General features: G+C 61.9%; 1 protein-coding gene. It reads left to right on the forward strand.

Features of this window, described 5'->3' with window-relative positions; genetic code table 11:
- Nucleotides 1-1,579, forward strand: a 1,579-nt coding sequence (locus AC11W3_RS08620) for a bifunctional proline dehydrogenase/L-glutamate gamma-semialdehyde dehydrogenase (protein ID WP_484092836.1), incomplete at both ends; no start/stop codon positions are given.

The raw sequence follows: 1,579 nt of genomic DNA on the forward strand, positions 1-1,579 counted from the left end.
GAGTCGAAGCTGGACTGGGGGCATGCTCCCAAGGTCAACATCGCCGTGAAGCCTACCGCGCTCTTCTGCCTGGCCAATCCCCAGGACTTCGAAGGCTCGGTGACCGCGATCCTGGCCCGGCTGCGTCGGATCGCGAGCAAGGCGGTTGAGATGAATGCCTTCCTCTGTATCGACATGGAGAGCTACCGGCATAAGGACATCACCTTAGAGCTCTACCGCAGGCTGAAACTCGAATACCGCAACTATCCTCACCTGGGCCTGGTGCTCCAGGCCTATCTCAAGGATACGGACCGCGACCTCGAGGATTTACTGAATTGGGCAAAGACCAACGATCTGCGGATTTCGATCCGCCTGGTGAAAGGGGCCTACTGGGATTACGAGACGGTCAGGGCCAAACAGAGCGGCTGGGAGATCCCGGTCTGGACCATCAAGGCCGAGACCGATGCCGCTTTCGAGCGCCTGTCGAGGATGATCCTCGAGAATCATGGCGTCTGCCACTTCGCCTGTGCCTCCCACAACATCCGCTCGATTTCAGCCGTAATGGAGCTGGCCGCCCAGTTGAAGGTGCCGGATGAGCGCTACGAGTTCCAGGTACTCTACGGGATGGCGGAGCCGGTTCGGAAAGGAATACTGAAGGTCGCCGGCCGCATCCGGCTGTACTGCCCGTACGGGGACTTGGTTCCCGGGATGGGATACCTGGTGCGGCGACTTCTGGAGAACACGGCGAACGAGTCATTCCTGCGGCAAAGCTTCGCGGAGGAGGCCGAGATCGAGAAGCTGCTGGAGGACCCGGCTGTGAAGGCCGAGCGGGAGAGAGACGCGATCGCCGCCAAGCCAAGACAGGCGGGGAAGGGGGCGGGAGGGTTGGCACCTTTCGACAATGAGCCGATGGTGGATTTCACCAGGGCCGATTTCCGGGCAGGGTTTCCGAAAGAGATCGCCCAGGTACGAAAGCGATTTGGCCGCACCTACCCCCTCTTCATCAACGGAAAAGAGATCCAGACCGGCGACACCATCGCCTCCTTGAATCCCGCCGACCCGTCCGAGACAGTCGGTGTTGTCTGCCAGGCCGGCACGAAGGAGGTTGGCGAGGCCATCGCGGCCGCCAAGGCTGCCTACCCGGCATGGCGCGATACCGATCCCCAAGTGAGGGCAGGCTACCTGGTCAAGGCTGCGGCCGCTGCTCGACAGAGGATCTTCGATCTCGCGAGCTGGCAGGTGCTGGAAATCGGCAAGCAGTGGGACCAGGCTTATGCCGATGTCACCGAGGCTATCGACTTCCTCGAATACTACGCCCGGGAGATGGTCCGGCTGGGAGAACCGCGCAGGGTAGGGCATGTGCCGGGGGAACTGAATCACTACTTCTACGAATCAAGGGGTGTTGCCGCAGTTATCTCCCCGTGGAACTTCCCCCTGGCCATCAGTATGGGGATGGCCTCGGCGGCGGTAGTCACCGGGAACTGCGTCGTCTTCAAACCCTCGGGGCTGACCTCGGTGATCGGCTGGCAGCTGGTCGAGCTCTTCCGGGAGGCGGGGCTTCCCCCGGGAGTCTTCAACTACACCCCCGGTCGAAGCAGCG

Source organism: Geomonas sp., from assembly GCF_056994735.1.